This is a genomic window from Acinetobacter sp. USHLN143 (genome assembly GCF_037145695.1).
Taxonomy (GTDB): domain Bacteria; phylum Pseudomonadota; class Gammaproteobacteria; order Pseudomonadales; family Moraxellaceae; genus Acinetobacter; species Acinetobacter fasciculus.
Genome location: NZ_JBBCWZ010000035.1, coordinates 24,141 through 30,799, shown reverse-complemented (window position 1 = coordinate 30,799; position 6,659 = coordinate 24,141). Strand labels below are relative to the sequence as shown.

At 44.7% G+C, this 6,659-nt stretch carries 4 protein-coding genes and 1 pseudogene; 1 reads left to right on the top strand and 4 read right to left on the bottom strand.

Going from position 1 to position 6,659, the window contains the following annotated elements; genetic code table 11:
• A partial coding sequence (locus WFH18_RS10405) for a transposase (RefSeq protein WP_336754813.1) occupies nt 1-213 on the top strand: 213 nt, incomplete at its 5' end.
• A 121-nt stretch (nt 214-334) separates the two neighbouring features.
• Here WFH18_RS10405 and WFH18_RS10400 read toward each other — a convergent pair.
• From WFH18_RS10400 to uca, 4 genes and pseudogenes are all read right to left on the bottom strand, one after another.
• Complete coding sequence (locus tag WFH18_RS10400) at nt 335-496, bottom strand: YqaE/Pmp3 family membrane protein (protein WP_121979864.1); 162 nt, start codon at nt 494-496, stop codon at nt 335-337.
• Nucleotides 497-802: 306 nt separating this feature from the next.
• Nucleotides 803-2,089 carry a PQQ-dependent sugar dehydrogenase gene (locus tag WFH18_RS10395; RefSeq protein WP_228277119.1) on the bottom strand — a complete coding sequence of 429 codons (1,287 nt, stop codon included), beginning with the start codon at nt 2,087-2,089 and terminating at the stop codon, nt 803-805.
• A gap of 215 nt (nt 2,090-2,304) precedes the next feature.
• Nucleotides 2,305-3,012: pseudogene (locus WFH18_RS10390) on the bottom strand (GntR family transcriptional regulator).
• Nucleotides 3,013-3,023: 11 nt separating this feature from the next.
• Complete coding sequence (uca, locus tag WFH18_RS10385) at nt 3,024-6,623, bottom strand: urea carboxylase (protein ID WP_336754811.1); 3,600 nt, start codon at nt 6,621-6,623, stop codon at nt 3,024-3,026.
• Nucleotides 6,624-6,659: the final 36 nt, after the last annotated feature.

The window sequence follows — 6,659 nt, the reverse complement described above, 5'->3', positions numbered from 1 at the left end:
ATTCCAATCAAGAAACCTAAGAATTTATCATTACCCAAAATAGCAAAACAGATCAACCAAGAAATCAGTCGGCGTAGGATCACAATTGAACATATCAACGGCAAACTTAAACATTTTCGGATATTAACAGAACGCTATAGAAATAGACGGAAACGATTTGGTCTAAGAATGAATTTAATTGCTGGAATGGTGAATTGGATGCTCTTGAATTAACTTTCGCAAGAGATCTATTCATCATCTGGAATGCGAAAGAAATCTTTCGCTATAAAAAATATAGAGCTTTAATTACTTCCGTCAAAATCAAAGAATCTTTCAGTAACTTATTTTCCTATTTTCAGGCTATTTTATCCCGATATAAAGTATGTATCGCCCAGATTGCAGCAGGAATCCAGCCTAAAATCGAAATTTGAAGCATTAAGCATACTGTCGCTTCGGCTGGTCGATGAATGGTCATAAATAATGACCAAGGGAAGATAAATGCAATAATTGATTTCATTCTTAAAACCCTCTTTTTTGCAACGTTCTAACTTTTATATCCAGTTTTTATTGGCACTTAAAACTGGCACTTAGATTTAGATATTTTTAATAGGATCAGTAGAATCTCTGTACATACTGTAATCACGCTTAAAAATATCCTGAAAGCCTAATTCAGCCAGCTTAAATGAAGCTTAAAAATTGTTTTAAACCCGCTAGCTTTTGCATATTTTCAATCAAAATATTGATGTTTTAATGAAATAGCTTTTACTTCAACCTCGCTATTCCACAGATCTAGATCTGAATAAAACCCTGAATCCTTAGACCTTTATTTACTTACTGCAGCTGGTGTACTCAAGGGTGATACTCGCCAAATCACGTCTCCAACATCATCAGCAACCAAAATGGTACCTGAAGAATCTACTGCTACACCGACTGGTCGCCCATATGCATCGCCCTGATCGCTTAAGAATCCAGTCAGAACATCTTGAGGTGGGCCCATCGGTTGTCCATTTTGAAAGGGAACAAAAATCACTTTATAGCCACTATGCGGTTTGCGGTTCCATGAACCATGCTGGCCAATCAGTGCCCCATTTCGATATTGAGGCATCAGATCTGCCCTATAGAAGGCCAAGCCCAATGATGCAGTATGATTGCCCAATGCATAATCCGGTGGAATTGCTCGCGCAACTAAGGCAGGGTTTTGCGGTTTGACCCGTATATCAACATGCTGACCATAATAACTATAAGGCCAGCCATAAAAAGCGCCTTCTTTGACAGAGGTCAGGTAATCAGGAACCAGATCATTGCCGAGTTCATCACGTTCATTTACCACCGTCCAGAGTGCACTGCTCTGGGGTTGCCAGTCCATGCCATTCGGATTACGCAATCCGGTGGCAAAAGGTCGTACTTGAGCACTGGTTATGTCAAATTCCATGATCAGTGCCCGGCCTTGTTCTTGATCCAGGCCATTTTCAGCTACGTTACTGTTGGAACCCACCGTGATATAAAGTTTGCTGCCGGCAGGATTGGCAATAACATTTTTAGTCCAGTGATGGTTTAAACGACCTGCCGGTAAATCCAGTACCTTGGTGCCGGCTGCTGTTATTTGAGTCATCCCGTTCTGATAAGGAAAGCGCATCAAGGCATCAGTATTGGCTACATACAATCTATTACCAATCAGCGCCATACCAAATGGAGAATTGAGATTTTGCAAGAATACGGTTTTTTGTTCAGCCACCCCATCTCCATTGCTATCGCGAAGTAGCGTGATGCGGTTGGCACTGGGGTGCGATGAGCCGGCACGCTGCATTACCCATTTCATGATTTTGCCTTTAATCCCTTTGCTATCATCTGGCTTGGGCGGTGCATCTGTTTCGGCCACCAGCACATCACCATTCGGCAATATATATAACCAGCGCGGATGCTGTAACCCTTTGGCAAATGCCTGAACTTTTAAACCTGTCGCTGGTATCGGCATTTTACCTTCAGGCCACCCTTTGGCGGGCGCAATATTGACTGTAGGCAGCAAGCGTGATTTTGGTTTAGGCAAATGTGGCTGGGAACCATAACTGTCATTGATAGGCGACTTGGAAGGCATGGTACATCCAGTCATGGTTAGGAGAAGTGCACAGCTGACACCCGTAAGTAAAAATTGAATAGGCTGATGAAGCATTTTTATCTCTTGTTATTATCATCCTCAACTTACTTTAAAAAACAATTTGAGATGCCACTAGCGGGTTCTTGTTTTTTCTGGTTATGAATTGGTTATCAATTTTGAGTTAGATCTGATGTTTTTCTTGTTGTAAAAATAAATTTATCCTGACTAACTTACGCAGGACTAGAGGACAACATTTCCAGTGTGATTTTTTTCACCTCATTACGACTATGCCGGATATGAGCATCTAATATAGAGAGACAGAACGCTGCATCTTGGGCAAGCAGCGCCTTTAAAATCTGTTGATGTTCAGCATAGGTAGCCTCAATCCGATAATCCTTGGAAAAATCCAGACGGCGTATGATGCGAATTTTCTCGCTGATCTCACTGTGAATTTTCGCCATTTCTGCATTGCCGGCTGCAAATACCAAATGACAATGAAATGCTTCATCTTGTGCGGATAACTTTCTGAGATCATAGACATACTATTTTGGTTGAATACACCAGGTTTGAATCAAAATTTCCAGAGCAGCTTTCAACTGATCTTCAGGCATCTGACACAGTTGTTCAACTGCATAACATTCCAGCAAAATTCGCAGATCATATAACTCTTCATAGGCTTTAAAATTCAGTGGCCGGACCTGCCAGCCACTTCTAAACTGCACCTCGACATAACCTTCCTGCTGCAAACGATACAAAGCTTGCCGAATAGGTGTACGACTGACGGCATAGCTTTCAGCAATTTCCGATTCGGTAAACCGCTCTCCCGGCATCAGCTTAAAGTCAAAAATGTCATTTTTAATTTTCTGGAAAACCAGCTCAGACAGATTGTCTGAGCTTTTTCCTGTCGCTTTAGTACTTGGATTGCGAACAATAGTCATGGCTCAATCCATTACTCCATATAGACCAGTGGCTCACCGCTATGCACGGTCTGACCAGAACGGCAGATAATCGCTTTAACGATGCCATCATCATCGGCATAGACCGGCAGTTCCATTTTCATGGCTTCAATAATGGCCACCGTGTCGCCTTTTTTCACAATCTGCCCGGCTTCTACAAAAATCTTCCAGATATTGCCAGTCATAGAGGCATTGAGAGGAACATACTGGCTGTAATCAGTATCATCTTGCAGCACTTCTATTTCTACAGGTGCATCAAACTCGTCTTTCCAGCGTTCCACCTCGGCACTAAAAGCAGCGTGCTGCTGTGCTTTAAAAGCAGCAATACTGTCCTGTTCTGCAACAAGGAAATCCTGATACGCTGCAAAGTCAAACTCGCATTCCTCAATTTTGATTTCTGCCAGACCGTGGGCGAAATCAGCACGGAACTGATCCAGTTCGGCCTCAGTGACCTCGTAATATTTAATCTGGTCAAAAAAGCGTAAGAACCATTGCTGATCGCCAAACTGCTTGTTCTTTTTAAACTTGTTCCAGATCGGCACGGTACGGCCAATCAACTGATAGCCACCCGGTGAGTCCATGCCATAAATACACATATACATACCACCAATCCCGACTGTCCCTTCAGCGGTAAAAGTACGCGCGGGGTTATATTTTGAACTCAGTAAACGGTGGCGCGGATCAATGGGCACTGCACAAGGTGCAGTCAGATACACATCGCCTAGCCCTAAAACCAGATAATTGGCATCAAAAATAATGTCCTTGACCTGTTGGCAGTGACTTAAGCCATTAATCCGCTGAATAAAATCGACATTATTCGGTAGCCATGGGGCTTTGGCACAGACACTTTCCTGATAGCGCTCAACCGCGCCCAAAGTTGCCGAGTCTTCGAAGGCCATGGGCAAATGGATAATTCTTGAAGGTATTTTAATGTCACGCAAATCGCCCATCTGCTCTTCAAGACCGAGCAGGAAGTGAATCAGTTGCTGCTGGCTACACTGCAGACCATCATATTTAATCTGCAAGGACCGCACACCAGGTGACAATTCCAGGATACCGTCAAGATCAGCTTCACGGATTAGTTGCATCAAGCAGTGTACGCGCAGGCGCAGGGCCAAATCCAGTACGTTATCTCCATATTCCAGCAAGATATAACTGTCACCTGCCTGACGATATACAGCTTTTGGTGCATCTGGTGTGGCTTCACGCAATGCCAGAATACTTTCTGCCTGAACTGCCACGACTTCAGCCTCGTGGGTTATCTCTTCCTTGGCAAAGTTTTGGAGGATTTCAATTTGCTGCCGCTCCAGCGCATTGGCCTGCTCTACCGAGATTGGATAGAAGCTAATCATGTCATCGGCTTTCAGTTGACCAATTTTCCAGAGTTCAGCTTTGGCAATGGTCACCGGACAGACGAAACCACCCAGGCTCGGACCATCTTTGGCAAGGATTACGGGGAAGTCACCGGTAAAGTTGATTGCACCAATAGCATATTCACAATCATGCACATTGGATGGATGCAGACCCGCTTCGCCGCCATTTTCACGCGCCCAGCTTGGCGTCGGTCCGGATAAACGGATACCCAAACGGTTCGAGTTAAAATGCACTTTCCAGCTTGACGCAAAAAACTCCTCAATATATTCAGCTTTAAAGAAATCAGGAGCGCCATGCGGACCATAGAGCACACCAATTTTCCATTCCTTGCCATAACTTGGAATCAGAGCTGTTGCCAAAGCTTTAGGTTCTGCAATCGCCAAAGGTAGACCATCGGCCGGCAGCTCCGGATTCACCATCTTAATCATGTCGCCAGCACGTAACACTCGGCCTGCATGTCCACCAAAATTGCCTAACGCAAAGGTAGAACGGCTACCCAGATATTCCGGTACATTCAGACCATTTCGCACGGCCAGGTAGGTCCGGCAGCCGGATTCCATCTGTCCGATTTTTAAGGTTTGTCCTGCTTTTACCTGAATAGGCTGCCAGAAATTTACGGCGTCATCATCCAGAGTTACCGGACAAGGTGCGCCAGTTAAAGCAATGATATTGTCTGCATGAAACTTGAGGATCGGACCTTGCAGGGTAAATTCGAATCCGGCGGCTGCCTCGACATTCTCGACAATTTTATTGGCCAACCGGAAGGCATAATCATCCATTGGACCGGAAGGCGGCACACCAATATCCCAATACCCGACACGACCCGGATAATCCTGAATCGAACTTTGCGTACCCGGCTGAATCACCTCAATCACATTCGAGACATATTTGAAATCATCCAGCATGCGTGTCCAGATCTGCATCTGTTCAAAACGTGGATCTGAAATAACAGTATGCACATAATCCAGATTGGTACTAATCCCGTTCAGACGGGTTTCAGCCAAAGCCGATTTAAGCGTACGAATGGCGATATCACGGTCTTCAGCATGCACAATAATCTTGGCAATCATCGGATCAAAATATTGAGAAATTTCAGTTCCGGTACTCACCCAGGTATCAACCCGGACATTTTCCGGAAAAAAGACATCGGTCAAAATCCCTGGACTCGGCTGGAAATTCTTGACTGGATCTTCGGCATAGATTCGTACTTCAATCGCTGCACCCTGAGGCTGAATACTGTGTAGATGCTTCCAATCCAAAGTATCGCCTGCTGCGATTTTCAACATGCATTCGATCAGGTCTAAACCAGTCACCATTTCAGTCACCGGATGCTCTACCTGCAAACGGGTATTCACCTCAAGGAAATAAAACTCGTCACGTGCTGCATCGTAAATAAACTCAACCGTACCTGCACTGCGATATTTCACCGATTTGCCCAGTTCAATTGCCGCCTGATGCAGTTTTTGTCGCGTCGCTTCAGGTAAATGAGCCGCTGGTGTTTCTTCCACGACTTTCTGATTACGGCGCTGCAAAGAACAGTCGCGTTCGCCCAAAGCCACGACTTGTCCCTGTCCATCTCCAAAAATCTGTACTTCGACATGACGGGCCCGATCGATAAAGCGCTCTAAAAATACTCCGGCATCTTTAAAGAACTGCTCACCCAGACGTTTTACACTTTCATAGGCCTCCTGAAGTGCTTCTGCATCATCACAACGGGTCAAGCCAATTCCGCCACCACCTGCTGTGCTTTTCAGCATAATTGGATAACCAATTTTTTCAGCTTCTGCCAAGGCTTCGTCCAGACTATTTAGCAGACCTGTACCGGGAGTCATTGGTACATTGGCAGCTGCAGCAAGTTCACGTGCCCTGTGTTTCAAACCGAATTCCAGAATCTGTTCAGCTGTTGGTCCCATGAAAGTAATGCTATTTGCTTCGCAGACACGGGCAAAATCAGCACTTTCTGACAGAAAACCATAACCTGGGAAAATTGCTTCGGCCCCGGTATTTTTGGCTGCAGCAATCAGCTTTTCGATACTTAAATAGGTGTCACTCGGTTTGGTACCGTCTAAGGACACTGCAATATCTGCATCAATTACATGCTGTGCATAACGGTCCGTTTCTGAATAGACGGCTATACTGGTTACGCCCATTTTTTTTAATGTGCGAATGGCACGAACGGCAATTTCGCCCCGGTTTGCAATCAGTACAGTTTTAAACATGTGAATCCCCTTTTATTCTCTCTATTTTTTGAATCT